The organism is Sphingobium sp. B1D7B, from assembly GCF_025961965.1.
Classification (GTDB): Bacteria; Pseudomonadota; Alphaproteobacteria; order Sphingomonadales; family Sphingomonadaceae; genus Sphingobium.
Genome location: NZ_JAOQOR010000002.1, coordinates 44206 through 62591, shown reverse-complemented (window position 1 = coordinate 62591; position 18386 = coordinate 44206). Strand labels below are relative to the sequence as shown.

Sequence of the window (18386 nt, the reverse complement as noted above, 5' to 3'; positions counted from 1 at the left end):
GATGCTCGAAGTCTTCACGGTCGGTGGTGGCGAATATATCGTCAACACGCTGAACGCGGTTGCGGCCTGGACGGGCGGCGGCGGCTACCGCGCGATGTTGCGGGCGGTGATGATCATGGGCCTTGCCTATGCCCTGCTGCTGATGGCGTGGAACCTCGACTATCGAGCGCTGCTCAACTGGTTCTTGCAGGCGACCCTCATGTACATGGTGCTGATGGTGCCAACGATGACCGTGAAGGTCACGGACCGCACCAATCCGAGCCTTCAGGCGGCAACCGTCGCGAATGTCCCGGTTGGCCTTGCCCTGATGGCCAGCTTCACGAGCCAGGTGGGCGATTACCTCACACGCTCGGCCGAAACCGTCTTCGTGATGCCCGGCGCCCTTAACTACAGCACGGGCGGCATGATCTACGGGGCCAGATTACTCGAGGCGACGCAGGGCTTGCGGATCAACGATCCGGTGCTGGCCACAAACCTGCAGGAGCATTTTCGCCAATGCGTATTCTATGACGTGATGATCGGCCGCAAGACGGCCGCCACGCTCATGGACAGCCCGGACATGCTGGCGGCGATGGGGCCGGGTGCTGTATCGCTTTCGCAGGTCTGGCTCGCCGCCGACGGATCGCAGGAGATCATCAGCTGCCGCGATGCCTACACCAATCTTCAGCAGAGCTGGTCATCCTACTACAACGCATCCCTCCCAAGGATCGCCCGCCAGTTCTTCCCCGATCTTCCCGCGGCCACAGCACAGAGCAAGATGGGCGATATTGGACAGGTCGGCGCGGCGAGTCTGGGAGGGACCGCCGCAACCTCGGAAGGGCTCGTGAGGCAGGCGATGTTGGTCAATGCGCTGGTCCAGGCCACGGCCGCCTCCGGGGGCTCTTCAAGCGCGACCGACACGTTCGCGCGGATCCGTGCGGAAACGCAGACACGCAATACCTATGCGACGATCGCCTCGGGCGCGATGAAATGGGTTCCGCTCCTGAACATCGTTCTCACGGTCGTCTTCTACGCGATGTTCCCGATCATTTTCCCGCTGATGCTGATGCCCGGGCAGGGGACCGGCGTCGCCAAGGGATATATGCTCGGGTTCTTCTATCTGGCGAGCTGGGGACCGTTGTTCGTGGTCCTCAACATGATCTTCATGACGCGGTGGAACGCCTCGGTCGGCGCGTGGCAGGGTGGGGGGCTCACCGCCGCGAATTTTGAGGGCGTCTCGGCCATCAATCAGGACATCGGTGCGCTGGCCGGCTATATGATCATGTCGGTGCCGTTCATTGCTGCCGGCATGGCCAAAGGCGCCATGTCGATCGCATCGCACTCGGCAAGCTTCCTTGCGCCAAGCCAGCGCGCGGCCGAGGAAGCGGCCCAGGAGCAGACCACAGGCAACTACAGCTATGGCAATGTCAGCCTGGCCAATCGTACCATCAACACGGCCTCGAACGATCAGTGGAACACGGCGCCGAACATTGCGACCGGCGCAGGCGTTGTCAGCAACCGCCGCGAGGACGGGAGCTGGGAGCGTCAGATGTCCGGTGGCGGCACCGTTTTCGACAGCAGTCAGGGCATTTCTCAGTTGCCGGTGGCTCCGACCATGTCCAGCGGGTTTCAGGCAGAGGCGCGCAAAAGCGCGGCAGAATATCAGAATATTGGCGCACAAAAGCGCGAGGCCGCCAATCAGACCTGGTCGGCCGCACGCTCGCAGGCGACCGAGCTGTTCAACACGGTCCAACATAGCGATAGCTTCAGCCGTGATCAGGGCAGCGGCACAAACAGCTCGATCGAGCGCATGTCACAGCAGCAGCAGTCCTGGTCCGAAAAACTGCAGAGCGATTTTGGATTGAGCAAAGAGGTGGCAGATCAGGCGTCGCGCGATGCGTCGTTGACGGGAGACATAAGTCTGGCAGGGTCTCTTGGCATCGGAGGGAAGTTCGGACCTGCCAATGCCTCGGTGTCTGGCGGTCTCGGTGGAAAACTCCAAACAGGACAAAGCTCACTATCTCGCCTTTCCGCGTCTGAGCAGCGGAAACTGTCCGATGCCGAAGAGTGGCTACGGCAGGAATCGAACAGCGAAGCAGCGCGTCAGAACCGGGACAGCTTTTATCGCGAGACCAGCTCGTCACAGGACAGCCACATCCGGGGGATGACCGAACGCACCAGTGCCAGCATTACCGAAGCGCGGTCGCTGAGCCGCGAGGCGTCTCGCTACGAAGAAGCCGGCAAGAGGTTCGAGAGCATTCTTTCCGAGGCGCAAAGCAACGGGTTCAACTGGACGCGCAACATGAGCCAGGATTTCGTCCAGTGGTGGCAGGAAGAGAAAATGACGAACCCCATGGTCCAGAACAGTGGATGGGACCCGGGCATGGTTGCTGTGTCTCCTACTCAGGCGGCCGTGCGCGACGGCGCCATGCGGCGGTTCAAGGAGCATTATGTCGCTCAAATGAAGAACGATCTGCCGCCCCTGCCATCGCCGCCAGCTTCCACGCTGACTGGCCCCGCTTCAACGACGCGAGAGGCTGTCACTTCATGGGGCGACGGCGCGAGAGCGGGGATACCTTCTCAGGGACCATCGACAGGCACCAGCGGTGGTCGTGATGCAGATCTGGAGAACAATGTGGCCGCGCGCTTAGACGCAGGGCGCGAGTTCACGACCGGCAGGCATGATGATCTCCGCAACAGGCTGTCTCACGCACGTTTGGAAGGGCGCGACATGCAGGATCGCGTTGCCGATGAGCAATGGGGAATTGTGCCAGGAGTGGATGATCTGCGAAAGCGCGTGAAAGGCACCGATCCGGCGACCGGAGAGTGAGGATCGAGAGAAACTCACATGATCGTCGGTCTCAGAAGACCTTGAAGAATGCCAGGGAAATCACAACGAAGCCCACGGCCATGAAGATCATGATCCCTTTCGCTATCCTGGGATCATCGGAGTGTTCGATCTGACGACGTGGGATAGGAAAGTCAGGGTCGGAGCTGTGGCTAGCCAACGGCCGATCGTAACCGTGGAACTCCCGCCAAATCGGGCTCCCCCAAGTACTCTGCCAATCGGAAAAATCGGACATCGGAACCCCCTTTCGCTAGAACATATCAGAAACTGTGCGACCTCACAATAACGCCGCTTCGCTCCCCAACAGGCAGCGGCGTTATTGTGAGGCAAGCGTGGCGGTGGTGTTTAAGGATGAGGATGATAATGGCCTGACTGCTTACGGACGATCCGAACTATCCGCTCTTGAGCTCATTGTGGCAAAGCGGACGCTCGGTTGCACCAGTGCAATGACCGCCTTCGACCAGTTCAAGTCATTCCGCGATCAATGCTCGAACGTCCGCCAAGGCCGAAATCGGACATGCTCATAGATTCGGCAGCCAGCCACTGTGCGGCCAACGCCATCTTTCACGGCACCGATGACCCTTCACGAAACAGGCCGTACGGTCAAGCTGCCATGGTTAATCAACCTGGATCGGTGTATGCTGGGCAACGCCTCTTACCGATCGCGATCCGTTTTCATCGCGAGCATCACCCGATCGCGCTCCAGCTTAGCAAGCTGTTTGCGCTTCTCATCAATCCGTGCCTTGTGCGAGCCACCTCTAAGGTTCGCAATCGCGCCTGCGAGCGGCTCCTCTAGCGCCCTGAAATGCTCGTCCTTGACGCCGCCTAACCGGCGGAGCTCTCCGATGTGCACGATCAGCGACCAGAGCAGGTATTTGTTGTCCTTAAACTTGTTCGCAAGCGTCCGTACTGCCGATGGCGTCGCCGCTAACCTGAGATCTGCAATTAAGCCGGTGCGGAAGAATTCGTATATCTTCGGCTCACCTTGCTCGCTCAACGTCGGTTCGGTTAGTTGACGCTCGAGCTTCTCTGTTCCCAATGCGCTAGAGATCAGGCGCACGTGCACGTGCGGCAGGACGACCATGATCTTTCTCAGCAAGGTAGTGCTGCTCATCCCATGTGGCGCGTGGACCTCGTATAGGGCTCCATTTATCCTCAGCCTCCGCTCCTTCGCCAGCCGCGGTGCCAAGCGCAGCGCCGCGATCAGCATGATTGTCCAGCCGCGCCAGATCATCGAGAGATGCCGCCGCTTGTCGGCATCCGTGATAAGCTCCATGTTCTTGATCATGCCCGAGTAGAGCGCGAGCGAAAGCATCACTCGGTCGCTCGCCTGATCAACATTCGGCCGGAAGACCTCCTGCCGATCTTCCGCGTCCACCGGAATCTGACCCTCAAGCTCGGTGTCCTTCTCCTCCTGGGTCAGCGGGGGCTGCGCGATCTCAAGCTCTTTTGCGAAAATGGCCTGGTCATCGTCGTCCGTCGGGAGCTGAATCGACTCAAGCTGGTCGAAATTCACCTCGCCGAAGTCCGAAAGCGCCTCTTCTAGAATGCGCTCGTGACGTTCGGCAACGAGGTCCACAAGCGCCGCGTCATTCCGCAGCTTGCCTGCATAGTATTGGATTTCATTTATGTAGCGCAGATACCGCTCTTCGGCCATGACCCAGTCCCTCAAGGATGCGTCCGCCGTCATGCGCAGCGCGATAAAATACTCCAGCACGCCGCGGTACCGGAAACTGATCCGTCCTTCCGACTTCGAGACAAATATGCGCGCAGCCAGAAACTCGACCATTAGATCGTCGAGATTCACGTTCAGGCCGCGGCTGTCGACGTACGACTTCATTTCGCTGCGTACGTGCTCCTTCGTCGGGATATATTGGTCCATGCGCGCCATCCAGGCCGCCACGTGCGACAACAGGTCGGTCTTGTTTGTGTAGTCGAACGTCTCCCGGCGGCTCTGCTCGATGGCCGCCTTCCGCAGCGTGGAATCCACGAACTGCTCCATGAGCACAGCGCGGTTGATCGGCGTGAAGTTGTGCTTCTCCGACAGGATCTCGATCAGAATCGCGCCGTTAGCGGCGGTGAAGGGCAGGTTGATCTCCCTGAAGTCGGCCTGTAGCCGGTCGAGCCACTCCTCGACGTCGGTGCATCGCTCGTCTTTGGCGAGGAGTTGCCGCATGTCGTTTCGTCGGAGTTCACGAACTTCGACAAACTCGAACCGGATCGGCATCTCTGGATCAATCACTGCGCCCACAGCCGTCGCCGAGGAGTGGGGGCTCGACAGCACGTATCGCGCCTTCGGATATCGCGCCACGAACTCGCGAAGCACTCTCATCCGTTTGACGTCACCGAAATGCACGTCGTCGATCATTACGCATGCGTGCCCGAGCTTTAGAAGGGACTCGATGTCGTTGTTGTCGGGAGTGGCCTCCGCGCCGCCCTTCACCTTTCGGAGCATGTTTTCCGAGTTGGATCCGATCTCACTAAAGTCGATCAGGATGGGCAGGCGGGGAAACCGCACTTTCTCAGCATCGGACAGGAGTCGATAGCGCAGTTCCCGTAGCAGCGTCGTGCGTCCGTACTCGGCCTTGGCGTAGAGGATAAGGTTAGCGTCGTCCTCTACCACGTCTTGGAACGGGATCGGCGTTTCCGTCTCGACCTTGGTCTCGTCGCCCATGGCCTCCTGGATAAAGGTCCGCCGAAGCGGGGGATCCACAAAGCGTTCATGAATCTCGCCCTCGCCTCCGACAGCGTTCTCTCTGGCCTTTAGCGCCTCGAGCGCAGACCCAGCCAAATGCTTCCTGAACATGACCTCATCGACCGGTGACGCGATCTTGCGGAAATGCTGCCGAGCTTCGTTCGATGACCACCAGCGCCCGTCCTCGACCACATCGATGCCCGCGTCGAACTCATTGCGATCCTTGAAATAAGAGCGGACGAGCGTTTCAGCGAAGCCGTTGCTCCTGTCGATCGTGATCAGCGAGTAGCCGTTGTAATACTCCCTGCGAGCCGTGAAGATCGCGCCGGCCTGATCGGCAAGCACCTCGCCCTTGAGACCCACGATCTTCTTCGGCTGCGGATCGTGCATATGACCGAAAAGATGCACGCTGGCGTGCTTCGTGAACTCGCCTTCCATGTACCGAGCTGACTGCTCGCTGAGCCAAGCGAATGGATGATGGGTCGCGAAGATTCGAAGGGACCCTTCGGTTAGCGCCGCCACGGCCTCCATGACCGCATACTCCGGAACCGCAAGGTTTCGCTCGTCTTTCTCAAAGTCTTTGTGACCGCCTGACGACAATACCGCAGTGTTAAAGATCACGATGTCCAGGTTGAGGGCATCGACGTGATCCACCGTGACGAAGCCATTCGAAAGCTTCCTGGCCGCACTGCGGTCTCCTCCGCGGATGTACCTCTCGAGATCAAGATAGTGAGCGAACTTCTTGGCGATTGCCCCATCGAACGCCTTGGCCTCAAAAAGCTGGTTCAACTGTGCCATCTCATCGGGCTTGCCCAAGACCGTCCGCCAGGCTTTCGTCTCGTCAGCGAACGCCTCGAGGCCGGCCCAGGACACGTCGTGATTGCCCGCGGCAATGAAGATTCGCTCGTCACTCACGCCGGACGCCTTCGACACGCGGTCAATCAGGAAGTCATAGGCGTCGTCATGCAGATCGGTCCCGGCCGCCTGAACAAGATCTCCGGTGAACATCACTACATCGGGCTTACGGTGCCCGATGCAGAGAGACGCCAGATCCTTGCTCAGGGCATCCACGATGATGGCCTGCTCGCGCTGCTTACGCTTGGAGAAGTGGAAGTCGCTGATGTGCAGGACGGTGAGAAGGGACTGGTCTGACATGCTCACGGCTTTAGAGAACATTGGCGGTACAGACAATGTTCCCTTCCCCTCATAGAAGCAGATTTCCAAGATGTTACTTATTAGGCAAGGCGCTCCGTCACGCCGCAATGAGGCTGCATTTCCCCAGTTCGGCCCATTGATCAGTTTAGATCCTCGCTGAGCCCAATCATCTCGCCGGTCTCCTAGTTTGGCAAGACGCACCAAAAGGCACCGCAACTGGAACGCAACCGCGTTCTGCTAAAGGCGACCATAACGTGGATGCCGCCGAATCTTGGCTGTCTGTCTGGAATGTCTGGTTCTGACGGAAGCGGCCGTCCGCCGGCGTCCTTTCGTACGACGGCAAAGTTCCCAAACCTTGCCGATGAACTGTGTAAATGCTAAATGAGGGCAGCATAAACCATTGATATTTAACATAATTACTATTATCGCACTTTTGTCCGGCGAGCTATGCGAGCGCCTGACGTCCCAATTTTGCAACTTCGCTATGCCTGCGACCGCAATTGGGGACAGTCCTGACTGTCCGCTTTTAACTGCTGATCGAGACAAAGCGGACGTACAATCGCAACAAATGCAGTGACCGCCTTCGACCAATGTCAGACATTCCGAGGTTACTGTTGAATGACCGATACTGTCGGGACCGGTCATTCCAGCCATCACACTCATCAGACGCACCGCGGCGCTCTGCTCTCAGCGCCCGTTAACAAAGCCAAGTCGGGGGCGCCCCCCCTCGGACGGGGTTGGTATCTTTGCGAAGAATTCCATCTCTTCCTTGTTAGGAAGGGGGCCGGCGACCGGTGAATCCGTAAATGTTAGCGTCATGCCTCCGGTATCGGAATACTTTGGCCAGTTCGGAGCATCCTTGCTGTTCGGATCTCCTGTATTGGCAAAATTGATCAGATAGGTTTGCCATGCATCTGACAGTTGCCGATCAGCAGGTTTGAACTCCCGATCCAGCAGCTGCAGATTTCCAAAAACGTACGGCACCTGAGAGCCGTGGTACGCTCCGAGGAGCGAAGCGGGGCTATTCTCTGCAAAGGATTGCCCTTTCCAGGCGGGAGTAGGATGCGCCCAATAGTAGAGATAGGTCGGGGAACCTGTCGCAGCGCTCATCTGTGCAGTCCGCCACGTATTGAGGCCAAAATTGGCATCACGGAACAAGCCAACACGCGCTTGCGTGGCACTTTCGTCGTCATGAACATCGTAAAGAGCCGCTAGCTTCGAGAGATTCTTCGGCCCGACACGCTCTTTCGCCAGTATGTCGTACTGAGCGCGTGTGCGATCATAGACCCCCTCGAAAAACTCATGGGAAGACCAGCCAGTCATGTACGGCACTGGAGCGACCTTTCCGGACTTCCATAGATTGCCGGCGCTGTCTGGCAAGAAGTGACCGTCGACAATCGGGCCGAAATTTATCTTCATGTCGCCATACAATGACAAAAGGACTTCAGCGGGAATGCCCCGGAGATCCGCGAGCGATGCGCTGATCATGCTGCCAAAACGCCGACCATCGGTCTCCGCACTCGCGAGTGTGCGGCCACCTCCGAGCGAGACCGGGCCGCTCATGGCGACTGCACGCTGAAACAGACCACGGCTGAGTGGTGAGACCATCAGCTGGTTCACAGCACCGGAACCGGCGGACTGCCCAATGATCATTACTTTTTCGGGATCTCCCCCGAAGACAGCGATATTGTTATGCACCCATTTTAGAGCTTCAACCTGATCGAGCAGTCCGTAATTGCCGGACGCGTAATTAGGAGACTCCCGGGTCAATTCTGGATGAGCAAAAAAGCCGAAAATGTTGAGGCGATAGTTAATCGCGACAACGATCATACCCTTCTGGGCGAGCTGCTCGCCATTGAATTCAACTTTTGAACCAGACCCGCTAGAAAACGCGCCACCGTGCATCCAGAACATCACTGGCAGCTTTTGACCGGGCTTAATTTCGGTTGGTGTCCAGATATTTAGGTAGAGACAGTCTTCGCTGACCGGCAGATCCCTATTGCCGTAAGCCTCGATACTGATCGAGCCGGGCGCGCGGCCGCCCTGAATGCAGCCAGCTGGCAGAGTCGTCGCCGACTTCACTCCGGCCCAAGGCACCACCGGTTGCGGCTCGCGCCAACGCAGATTTCCAACTGGAGGAGCAGCGTAGGGAACGCCAAGATAAGCCCGCACCCTACTGTTGCTTGCCCATGAACCTTCCACAAACCCGCCATCGACCTTGAGCGGATCGCCGGTAACGCGAGCTTCCACTGGTGCGAAGGCATTACAGGCGCAAGCAATCGCACCGAAAATCGAAATCATCTTTGGCGCCGAGCGCCGACCGAACTGACCCTTCATTGCCTTATCCTCTCCCGACTAGTGTCGAAGGCGCCGGGCCACCTTGTGACCCAGCCCCAACCAATTTAGAAATTGAAACGGATGCCCGCGGTGATGAAGCGGCCGATCAGATCATATGTTTGTGCTGCAGGCACTGAGAAGGAAGTTGGATTTCCTCCCGAAATCGGAGGCTCTTGATTTAAGAGATTATTCACAGTCACATAGACCTTCTGATCCCCGCCAAATGCTCGCAGTTTGTACTCGAAGGTGAGGTCAGTGTAGGCGATAGCGTTGATGTGATTCAGGCTCGTTCCCACGCCTTCGACCAGCATCGGATCGATTACAGCCGACCCGATCACCCGCTCTTGGATGAGCGCACTCCAGCGATCCTGCTCATATCGAAGCGAAGCCGTGCCACGCCATAGCGGCGTTGCGGGAGACCGGAGAGTCTGGATCGCGCTAGATCCGATCGCTTGGGTCTCCGATTTTGTCAGGTGCGTGGCCAGGATCCGAGCCTGTATCCGGCCGCCCCAGAGTGGTTTCGCATACGCAACTTCGAAGTCGAAACCGCCAACCCGGGCTTGGTCAAGGTTGAGGGTCTGCTGACGGATTGTGAGCGTGTTGGGACCCGTGACAGTGATCTGATCGCAAAGCGTCTGATTTCCCCGAGCACAAAGGTCGACCGTGTTCTGAGGGGTCAGAGTTCCGATCGCGCCACTGATCTCGATGTTGAAGCGATCGACGGAGGCTTGGAAACCAGGAAGAAATGAGGGACGAACAACGATGCCGTACGTCTCTGTCAGGGCCTTCTCTGGCCCAAGATTTGGGTTACCGGAGATGATAACCAGGTCCTGATACGTTTGGCCCTGATAGATCACATTCTGGATCACCTGGGTTTGCGAATTGAACAGCTCCAGAATGTTCGGACCACGAATGTCGCGCGAACGCGTATAGCGGAGCCGGATGCCGTCGACGGGCTCCCAAACGCCGCCCAGTTTCCAAGTCATGACTACACCAGACTGGCTGTAATTGGTGCGTCGGACCGCGCCGTGTAAATCGAGGGCATTGAAGAATGGCCTATCTCTGAGGATCGGCGCGCCCACCTCGGCGTAAAGGTCGGTGACATTATAGCGGCCAGCTAGCGGCTGCGGATTGTTCGACTGGTACACACCAATGCGTCCCTGGAGGGACGTGGGCGCGCCGCGGACCCCGGTAAAGTCCAGGATCTGCTGGGAAACAGCATCCGCGACCTGACGCGCCGACTCGCGCCGATGTTCGGCACCAACGGCAATCGAAATCGGACCCGCACCAAACTGCAGATTGTCGCCGAGGTCACCGTTGAGGTTTACCTGGAACACATGCTGACGAAGTCGAAGGTCTTTGCCACTGTCGCCCACAACCCAGGCGGCGGCTTCGGGCGTGACTGACCCCTCGCCAAAGATATTGAGGGGAACGCAACCCGGGTCCAGCCCGGCGAGTGTCGAACGACAGACGATTTTCCCCGTCGCGTCTTTCACGGCGTCGACGGCTGCGTAAATGCGGCGCAGATTGGTTCGATTGTTCTGGTAAAGATGTTGGTCTGTTTGCCCGAAGCTGTAGGAAGCATCAGCCTTCCAACGGCCCCACAGATCAGCATTGGCACCGATCGCGATGCGCTTCATTTCCGTCGAGTTTTCATTCTCGACGATCGGGAGATCGCGGAAAAATCTTCCGACCTGAATGCTCTGCTGATTCGTAGTAACCATCTGCGAGAGTACGCCAGTCGGCAGATAGGCGTTATCCCGGAAGATGGTGAACCGACCGCTCCCTCCGATGTGCTGCGTGTAGAATGCCTTCGAGAGACTGGTCGATTTCGCGTACTCACCTTCTGCAAAGAATGTGAGGCCATCGACCGGCTCAACCTCGAGGTGAGCGAACAAATTCCAGCGCTTCTGGTCCGGGCTTAAGCCATTGTCAGCCCGCGCACCGTCGCCTCCGGACTGGAACGATGATCCGGTCACGGTCCCGTAGTTGAACGCTGACGTCGCACCTCCCGCCAGGAATTGCGTACCACGCAGCGGCCCTGCAGTGATGAGGCCGCCATTGGTGCCCACGGAAGACCGGATATCTGGGATGACAAGAATACCGGGTGTAGCGCCAGTCGTCGGATTGGGAAGCTGCCCATAGTTGGTCTTATACCAGCCCCGCCCAGTATCATCGTCCACCCCGACACCGTTGGTGCGGCTATATTCAGCGTTTGCGATCAGGCGGACGCGCCCATCAGCGAAGCTTTTGCCGAAGGACAAGTTGGCTAGCACGGTCTGAGTATCGCCATAGGTGGACATGCCACCGGACACTTCTCCCTTGATGCCTTCGAACTTCGTATCGAGCACGAAATTCACAACGCCGGCGACCGCGTCTGAGCCGTAGGCGGCCGACGCACCACCAGTGACCACGTCGACCTGGCGAACTAGCCCCTGCGGGATGATATTAACGTCGACCGAGCCTCCCTGGTTGGTCGAGACGAGACGGCGCCCATCGAGAAGGACCAGGGTCCGGTTCGCCCCCAGCGACCGAAGATTGAGCAGGTTCTGGCCAGCATTGCCTTGAGACACACTGCCGCCGCCGCTCTGGCCCGCCCGTGTGCTTCCGCCGAAGACAGGAAGCTGGACAAGACCCTCGGCAATGCTCGTTGGCGCAGCCGCACGCAAAGCGTCAGCCGATGCAGCGGTCACGGGTGTTGGCGCATTGAAACCGGAGGCACCCAAGCGGCTGCCGGTGACCACGATATCACCGGTAGTCGCTTCGCTTTCGGCCTGCGCAGGCTCCTCCGACGCTCCCTTAACTGCAGAGGCGCTAGGCCCGGAAGTCGTCTGTGCGACAGCCGAACCGGCATTTCCAAAGGCGAGCAGCGCAAAAGCACTACAACCTGCCGTCAGAAAAACATGCATTGATGCGCGTCTCATTTCACCCTCTCCCCGAGCTTTCATTGTTGATGGCGACCGTCATTTTTTCCCGGAGGAGTGCGACCGCTCGTCCAAAATTTAGCGAGGAGACCGAAATTTCGTCAATCTTGACAATTATAGTACATATATTTTGTTGCCATTTGCCGAAATGCGAGCATTTTGCACGCCTCGACGATTCAACGGGTGCAATTAGAGCGATCTCTTGATCAATACCGTCAACGAATCCGTTGTCGCATCGACCTCGCTAACCAATATGGGGCGAATCAGTTCAGATGGGCAGCCGATTTGTCAGGCATCGGCCCGAGGAACCGCTGGGCTTACCGCTCAGTGGTTCAGCGAGATCGGGACAACGCCGACTACCATCGCGATGGCGAGAAAAACCAGCGAACTCACGAGCGCAAATTTCAAGGTGAACCTTTGGAATGTCGCGAAATCGATGCCGGCGAGACCGACTAGAAGATAGGCCGACGGGACCAGTGGGCTGAGCAGATGGACCGATTGCCCAATTAGAGCGGCACGGCCGATGGTGGCTGGCTCAATACCATAGCGTCCTCCAGCCTCTGCGAGGACAGGAAGCACGCCAAAGTAGAAAGCGTCGTTCGAAACGAAGAACGTGAACGGTATGCTGAGCAAAGCCGTGATGGACGCGAGATAGGGGCCTAGTGAAGCGGGAATTGTCGTCACCACGCTATGAGCCATCGCGTCAATCATGTGGGTGCCAGACATGATTCCCGTGAACACACCGGCGGCAAAAACCATTCCTCCCACTGACAAAGCGTTGTTGCCATGTCGAGCGAAGGTCTCCCTCTGCCGCTCCACATCAGGGAAATTAAGGACGAGGGCCACGGCAGTCCCAAGCACAAATACAGCCAAGGTTGGGAGAAGCCCGGAAACCAAACCGCCTAGGACTGCGAGGGTGAGCGCGACGTTCGCCATCTTTCTCCAGGCCGGCACGGTGAGCTGATCTGGTGCCTCGGCGTCGGCAGCTTCAGATGGCACAATCACTTCTTCTAAACGGCCTGCTGAAAGGCGCTTTCGCTCTCGCCTTCCCAAAAACCACGCCAAGCAGATTACCCATGCGACAACCCCTGAAAGCGGCAGTGCGAGCGGTATAAAAATTTCTCGAGGATCAATTCGTAGGACGGATGCAACACGAACGGTAGGGCCCGCCCAGGGCACCACGTTCATAGCCCCGTTGGCGAGCACGACGATCGCGGCTAGCTTGCGCACATCGAGTGAAAGGCGCTTATAGAGGGGCAGAAGCGCCGAAATCGTAATCATGTAAGTGGTGGCACCGTCCCCATCCAAAGAGACGAGGAGGGCCAATATCGCCGTTCCGACAAGAACGCGTACCGGGTCGTCCCGCACCAGCTTCAGCGTTGCAGCGACGAGTGGCTCGAACAGGCCCGCATCGATCATAACGCCAAAAAACAGGATCGCGAAGATCAGCCCAACGCCCGTGGGAGCGAGAGCGCTCACGCCATCGACAATCATCGCGCCCAAATTCGCACTGAAGCCCAGGCAAATCGCGAAAATCGTGGGGACTAGGATCAGCGCCGTGATGGCCGACAGCCTCTTGGTCATGATCAGAGCCATGAACACGGCGACCATCGAGAATGAAGCGAGCGCGAGCATCAGTCGAGATCCACAGCGGCTTCATCGCCGCGCGCTTGCAAAACGCCAATCCACCCATGTCCACCTGCCATCGGGCAACCCTCCCATTCGTTGATCGCTCCGCCTTCGACCAGGCTTGGCGTGTTGCCCCAAATCTGGCAGCTTGCCACTATCTCAGTCAATCTTGACAATTTTCATCAAGATAAAGCAGGATGGCGTTCGGGAGAATAACATGTCCGAAGACACTGACCGACTTTACGTAACAGCCGCCGAAGGCGCCCGCATGCTCGGTATCAAGCCCTCATCGCTTTACGCATATGTGAGTCGAGGCAAAATCCGGTCAGTGGTCGTGCCTGGCGAAAAGAAGCGGCATTATTGGCGGTCGGACATCGAGCAACTTGCGGCGGGGGGGCGTCCTGAAATGGAGGGCGCCCTGTTGCCGGTCGAAGCGCGCACGGATGGCGCACCTACGCATGACGTCTTCGGCGAGACGGCGCTGACGTTCATCGGCGCAGACGGTCCATTCTACCGAGGCGTCAGCGCAGTCGCCCTCTCGCAGGAGGCGAGTCTTGAGGACGTGGCGGCACTTCTCTGGGATGGCGAGGTCGAGGCAATTTTTCCGCGCGCGCTCCCGCGACGTCCTGCTGACTTCGACAAGGTAAGAAGCGCACTAGCGTCACTCGGTACGCTCGATCAGGGCATCAGCCTCCTGACGCTGATCGAAAGCGTAAACCCGCGTTCGTATGATTTTTCGCCTGCAGGCTTTCGGCGATCCGGAGGCGACGCCTTGCGATGGTTCGCGACCATTCTCGTGGGCGCCGACCGGCCTAGCGACCAGCCAATTCATGAGTTTGTCACGTCTCGCTTGGGGCGCCCGGAACTCAGCGACGTCGTCCGCCGCCTGATGATCCTAGCCGCGGCCCATGAATTCGACCCGTCGAGCTATGCGGTCCGCGCTGCGGCCAATGCCGGCGTAACGCCATACCAAGCCGTCATGGCGGGCATCATTGCCTACCGGGGTCATCGGCTTCCCATGTCGCGGGCCGAGCCGATGGCTCAGCTGCTCGACGACCTTCTCTCTGCCGCTGACCCTCGGCTCGCCGTTGCGCGCCGGTTCCGAAACGGCGATAGCTTCTCGGGCTTCGGGTCGCCAATGTACGGTGTCATTGACCCGCGGGCCGTTGCGATAATGCCTGCCCTGGAAAGGCAATTCGACGGCGATCGCGAATTCGCGGCCTTCCTGCAGGCTGCGGCTGAGATCGAGGATCTGACCGGACGACGTCCCGGTCTGAATATCCTAGCTGCCCTCATCGGGCGAAAGGTTGGTCTCCAGGGCGCCCAGCAAATCTCATTCTTTGTCCTAGGGCGCGCTGTCGGATGGATCGCGAATGCAATGGAGCAATTCTTTTCAATGGGGCTGGTTCGCCCACGCGCGCATTATTCGGGTCGCCTTCCGGCACCCGCCCAGCGCTAGCTCAGTGCCAAAATGAGACGATCCCGGTTGCCGGATCAAACCAGCCGTCATGAATCATGCGCGACGCGACATAAAGAATGATCGCTAGACCAACCAGGACCAGCCAGCGATAGCGCTCGATCATAAGGGCCAGAAAATTGGCGGCAAGCCCCATCAGGGCAACTGAGAGCACGAGGCCGACGATCAAGATGCCGGGATGCGCGCGTGCAGCGCCAGCCACTGCCAGCACATTGTCCAAGCTCATGCTTAGGTCGGCAATCGTCACGGAAAGCGCGGCCTGCATAAAATTACGGGGCGCGGCGCCTCCGGGACGGTGCTCCGTGTCACTGGCATCCTGTGCGAATTCGCGCCACATCTTCCATGCGACCCACAGAAGCAGAAGGCCGCCGGCGAAGACCAGACCGACCAGTTGCATCAGCTGTGTGATCATGACGGCGAACAGAATGCGCAGAACCAACGCACCGACCATGCCAATGAGGATCACACGCCGACGGAGCGCAGGTGTCAGACCTGCCGCGAGCGCGCCGACAACAATCGCATTGTCCGCCGCGAGCATGACGTCGATCAGAATGACCTGCGAAAAGGCGGCCAGCGTGGCGGGGGAGCCGAGATTGGAAAAATCGGCGACGATATGCGTCCATAGATCGGTCATGGCGCGTGGCTCCGGTTTCGAACGGGGAAGATCGGCACGGGATGGGCGCCCAGCCGTCAGATGAGAAGTCAGGTGCGTTGGCGACGATCAGAATGCGTCGACGACAGTCTCGACGTGGCGCACCTGTGGGGGCTCAGCGAAGCAGGAGCCGACAAGCGCTCGCCATTGCGCGAAGGCATCTGAAGCGCGGAAGGTCAGCATATGGTCGTCGACCGACCGCCAGCCCACGATGAGAAGATAGTTCAGCGGCTCCTCTATGCCCCTCTCCAGTCGGAAGCTGGTGCAGCCCTCCGCCGACTTGAAGAGACCGGCTGCGCGACGGACACCGTCTTCGAACGCTAGCGACATGTCCTGCTTGATGGCGATATGCGCAATCTCGAAAATCATCTGGCGAGCACCGATTCATCGTTGGCGGAAGCGAGGGGTTCGATCTGCGCGAACTGCGAAGGCCAAGAAAGGCCGGTGCGCGTCGTCGCGGCGGGGCGATATTCAAGCCCGACAGCGCCCGCATAGCCGACTGCGATAAGGGCATCGAAAAGGCTATCGAAGTCGATCGCGCCCGACCCGGGTTCGTGTCGGCCAGGATCATCCGCGATCTGGACATGGGCGAAAAGGGAGCCGAACGAGCGGGTGAAGTTCGTAGGATCAACGCCAGCTTGCGTCGCATGATAGGCATCGAATGCGACGGCTAGATTGGAGCGATCAACCTCCTTCAAAGCTTGCAGGGCCTTGTGCGGCTCGTTCATGAAATAGCCGGCAAGCGTACCGGCTCCGATCGGCTCGATGATGACGGTGAGGCCTGCTGGCGCCGCTGCATCGCAAGTGTAGCGGACGTTCCTGATGTAGCAGTCCCACGTCGCGGATTCTTCGACACCCTGCTGCGGAACTCCAGACATGGGATGGATAAGGCCGCATCCGATCTGTTGCGCGTAGCGCACGGCCACCGCCACGCCATGCTCGAACTCAGCTTCCCTTCCGACAAGCGCCGCTAGGCCCTTCTCGGTCGGCCCGCCGGCCGGAAGCGCGATCTGGACGACCCTCAGCCCACTGTCTCGACATAGGCGATCGAAGACGCCGGCATCGAGCTCATAGGGAGCCGGATGTTCGATGAACCGAAAGCCGGACTCCGCTGCGGCGGAGAAGCGCTCCTGCAAGGGCAACTCAGTGAACAAATAGCCCAGATGGGCGCATAGTGGCAGCCGGCTCATCGGACCAACGGGAGCAAATCCATGCAGCCCCACTCCGTTGCCAGTGCCGCGAGATCGCTTATCGTGTCGGCCGGCAGCAGCAAACCTTCCCGACGATGCCGGGCATCGTTGCGGGCTTCAAGTTCGCCAGGGTACACGATTTCGTCATACCCGACCGCCAGCGGCGTCGCGCGCAGCTCCGCGATCAATCGCTCCATCCGGCTTTCGAACTGGGCACGCGGCTGAAAGGCATCGATCTTCATGGCGATCATGAGGTGGCCGACACCACCCGGCTTTTCCGCCTGATAAGGACCGTTCACGCTGGCGCCGAAGGCACTTCCGCTCAGAACACCGGACAGCATGTCCATCATGACCGAGATCGCATAGCCTTTGTGGCCAGCCATGGGCAGCGTTACCCCGCCCAGTGCGGCGACCGGATCCGTCGTCTCCCGCCCCTCCGCATCGAGCGCCCAGCCTAGGGGAATCTCTAGACCCTTCTGCCGGGCAAGATAGATCTTGCCCCGGGCCACGCCTGTGTTCGCGATGTCGAGCACCATGGGCGGGTTGGCGCCAGCCGGGGCGGCCCACGACCAGGGGTTGGTTCCGACCGCCTTGCTGCGCCCGCCCCAGGGCGGCATGGCCGGGCTGGCATTCGTAGAGAGGAAGCCGACACATCCTGCTCGCGCCGCCATCAGCGTGAAATACATGGCGGTCCCGAAATGGTTCGAGTTGCGCACGGCAACTGCGCATATCCCGTGCTGTCCGGCGCGCTCGATGGCCAGCTCGGCCGCCCTACGTGCCGACACTTGCCCCATGGCCTCCTGGCCATCCACGACAACCACAGCACCGCTATCGAGCGCAACGACCGGCACGGTGTTGGCTTTGACGGCACCTGTCTGGAGGCGCTTTACATACCAAGGCAATCGCATCACGCCGTGCGTCTGATGGCCCCATAGATCCGCCTGAACGAGCGAATCGGCCGACACATGCGCATCCTCTTCAGACAGGCCGGCGCGCGCGTAAATGGCCTTTGCAAAGGCGAGTAAGGCATCCGAGTCGACCGGTGCTTCGGGCGATAGGACTGGCATCATCGGTCGCCATGCTCCTCGTCAATGCGGCGCGTCTCGCCCGTCGCGACCACTGTGCGATTGGCGTCAATCGATCCGTAAACCCAGAAGATCCGCATTCTCTCGGTATCGGAACTGTTCCGGAAAAAATGATGGACGCCAGCCGGGATGAAGGTCGTGTCACCCGGTCTGACTACCTGCTCGACACCATCGATGGCCGCAACCGCGCTGCCCTCGAGGAGCATCACGCTCTCCTCGCAATTGTGAAAATGGAGTGGCACGGCGCACCCAGGATCGAATTCCGTGACGCCGTTGATGAACGCCGTCGCGCCGATTCCGGCACGAACGAGCGGATAGGTGCGTACGCCGCCACCGCGGTCCTTGGGGTTTATCTCGGAAAGACGAAGAAGAGCGGGCATCGCTTCGTTTTTGTTCGACATATATGTCTCCATTT

At 59.1% G+C, this 18386-nt stretch carries 12 protein-coding genes; 2 read left to right on the top strand and 10 right to left on the bottom strand.

Annotated features, from left to right (window positions below; all coding sequences use genetic code 11):
• The first annotated feature begins 1 nt into the window (after position 1).
• Positions 2-2809 (top strand): conjugal transfer protein TraG N-terminal domain-containing protein, encoded by a 2808-nt coding sequence (locus M2336_RS17600; protein WP_264593314.1) that lies wholly within the window; start codon positions 2-4, stop codon positions 2807-2809.
• A gap of 31 nt (positions 2810-2840) precedes the next feature.
• On the opposite strand, the gene M2336_RS17595 is transcribed toward M2336_RS17600, so the two are convergent.
• The 5 genes from M2336_RS17595 to M2336_RS17575 form a co-directional block, all read right to left on the bottom strand.
• The gene (locus M2336_RS17595) at positions 2841-3062 is read right to left on the bottom strand and encodes a hypothetical protein (RefSeq protein WP_264593313.1); all 222 of its coding nucleotides are present in this window, start codon (positions 3060-3062) and stop codon (positions 2841-2843) included.
• Between the two features lie 420 nt (positions 3063-3482).
• Positions 3483-6677, bottom strand: a complete 3195-nt coding sequence (locus M2336_RS17590) for a metallophosphoesterase (protein ID WP_264593312.1) — start codon at positions 6675-6677, stop codon at positions 3483-3485.
• A 687-nt stretch (positions 6678-7364) separates the two neighbouring features.
• Positions 7365-9014 (bottom strand): carboxylesterase/lipase family protein, encoded by a 1650-nt coding sequence (locus tag M2336_RS17585; protein WP_264593311.1) that lies wholly within the window; start codon positions 9012-9014, stop codon positions 7365-7367.
• 65 nt (positions 9015-9079) lie between these two features.
• Positions 9080-11962: a TonB-dependent receptor domain-containing protein gene (locus tag M2336_RS17580; protein WP_264593310.1), complete on the bottom strand. Its 2883-nt coding sequence runs from the start codon at positions 11960-11962 to the stop codon at positions 9080-9082.
• A 300-nt stretch (positions 11963-12262) separates the two neighbouring features.
• The gene (locus M2336_RS17575) at positions 12263-13573 is read right to left on the bottom strand and encodes a CitMHS family transporter (protein ID WP_264593309.1); all 1311 of its coding nucleotides are present in this window, start codon (positions 13571-13573) and stop codon (positions 12263-12265) included.
• Between the two features lie 211 nt (positions 13574-13784).
• On the opposite strand from M2336_RS17575, the gene M2336_RS17570 reads away from it, so the two are divergent.
• Complete coding sequence (locus tag M2336_RS17570) at positions 13785-15026, top strand: citrate synthase (protein WP_264593308.1); 1242 nt, start codon at positions 13785-13787, stop codon at positions 15024-15026.
• Position 15027: 1 nt separating this feature from the next.
• Here M2336_RS17570 and M2336_RS17565 read toward each other — a convergent pair whose 3' ends face one another.
• The 5 genes from M2336_RS17565 to M2336_RS17545 all read right to left on the bottom strand — a co-directional run bounded on the left by M2336_RS17565 (position 15028) and on the right by M2336_RS17545 (position 18372).
• Positions 15028-15678 carry a TerC family protein gene (locus M2336_RS17565; protein WP_264593307.1) on the bottom strand — a complete coding sequence of 217 codons (651 nt, stop codon included), beginning with the start codon at positions 15676-15678 and terminating at the stop codon, positions 15028-15030.
• Positions 15679-15765: 87 nt separating this feature from the next.
• A complete protein-coding gene (locus tag M2336_RS17560; protein ID WP_264593306.1) occupies positions 15766-16065 on the bottom strand; it encodes an antibiotic biosynthesis monooxygenase family protein in 300 nt (99 codons plus the stop codon).
• The gene (locus tag M2336_RS17555) at positions 16062-16886 is read right to left on the bottom strand and encodes a hydroxypyruvate isomerase family protein (RefSeq protein WP_264593305.1); all 825 of its coding nucleotides are present in this window, start codon (positions 16884-16886) and stop codon (positions 16062-16064) included. Before M2336_RS17555 ends, M2336_RS17560 begins: the two co-directional genes overlap by 4 nt.
• The gene (locus M2336_RS17550) at positions 16883-17956 is read right to left on the bottom strand and encodes an Ldh family oxidoreductase (protein WP_264593304.1); all 1074 of its coding nucleotides are present in this window, start codon (positions 17954-17956) and stop codon (positions 16883-16885) included. Before M2336_RS17550 ends, M2336_RS17555 begins: the two co-directional genes overlap by 4 nt.
• Positions 17953-18372 (bottom strand): cupin domain-containing protein, encoded by a 420-nt coding sequence (locus M2336_RS17545; RefSeq protein ID WP_264593303.1) that lies wholly within the window; start codon positions 18370-18372, stop codon positions 17953-17955. The genes M2336_RS17550 and M2336_RS17545 overlap by 4 nt, the downstream gene beginning before the upstream one ends.
• Positions 18373-18386 lie beyond the last annotated feature (14 nt).

Coding starts and splice junctions, on each gene's coding strand:
- M2336_RS17550 (WP_264593304.1), bottom strand. CDS start 17,956: ATGATGCCAGTCCTATCGCCCGAAGCACCGGTCGACTCGGATGCCTTA.
- M2336_RS17590 (WP_264593312.1), bottom strand. CDS start 6,677: ATGTCAGACCAGTCCCTTCTCACCGTCCTGCACATCAGCGACTTCCAC.
- M2336_RS17560 (WP_264593306.1), bottom strand. CDS start 16,065: ATGATTTTCGAGATTGCGCATATCGCCATCAAGCAGGACATGTCGCTA.
- M2336_RS17565 (WP_264593307.1), bottom strand. CDS start 15,678: ATGACCGATCTATGGACGCATATCGTCGCCGATTTTTCCAATCTCGGC.
- M2336_RS17570 (WP_264593308.1), top strand. CDS start 13,785: ATGTCCGAAGACACTGACCGACTTTACGTAACAGCCGCCGAAGGCGCC.
- M2336_RS17585 (WP_264593311.1), bottom strand. CDS start 9,014: ATGAAGGGTCAGTTCGGTCGGCGCTCGGCGCCAAAGATGATTTCGATT.
- M2336_RS17555 (WP_264593305.1), bottom strand. CDS start 16,886: ATGAGCCGGCTGCCACTATGCGCCCATCTGGGCTATTTGTTCACTGAG.
- M2336_RS17600 (WP_264593314.1), top strand. CDS start 2: ATGCTCGAAGTCTTCACGGTCGGTGGTGGCGAATATATCGTCAACACG.
- M2336_RS17595 (WP_264593313.1), bottom strand. CDS start 3,062: ATGTCCGATTTTTCCGATTGGCAGAGTACTTGGGGGAGCCCGATTTGG.
- M2336_RS17575 (WP_264593309.1), bottom strand. CDS start 13,573: ATGCTCGCGCTCGCTTCATTCTCGATGGTCGCCGTGTTCATGGCTCTG.
- M2336_RS17545 (WP_264593303.1), bottom strand. CDS start 18,372: ATGTCGAACAAAAACGAAGCGATGCCCGCTCTTCTTCGTCTTTCCGAG.
- M2336_RS17580 (WP_264593310.1), bottom strand. CDS start 11,962: ATGAAAGCTCGGGGAGAGGGTGAAATGAGACGCGCATCAATGCATGTT.